Here is a 276-nt window from a genome sequence, read left to right as displayed (position 1 = left end):
TCCCCCTCCCCTGGTAACCTTATATGTCCCCCCCCCGCCCCCCCGCCCCCCTCCCCCGCCCGGCCGCGGCGGCCCCCCCGCCCCCCCCCCCCCGACTCGCCTCGGAGTACGACGAGGAGAGGCCGTCACGGCGGTTGTCCCCGCGTTGGGACCAGGCGATGACGGTGTGGTGCTTCGCCGTCGCGGCGTTCGTGCTCTGGCAGGTCTTCTGGCCGCTTCGCCAGGGCAACCAGTACTACCTGATCGTCTTCCTCGGCGTCACCCTGCCGCTCGCCT

Source organism: Mumia sp. (assembly GCF_028803055.1).
Lineage (GTDB): Bacteria > Actinomycetota > Actinomycetes > Propionibacteriales > Nocardioidaceae > Mumia.
The sequence above is the reverse complement of the archived record's forward strand: the minus strand, read 5'-3'. Positions refer to the sequence as shown.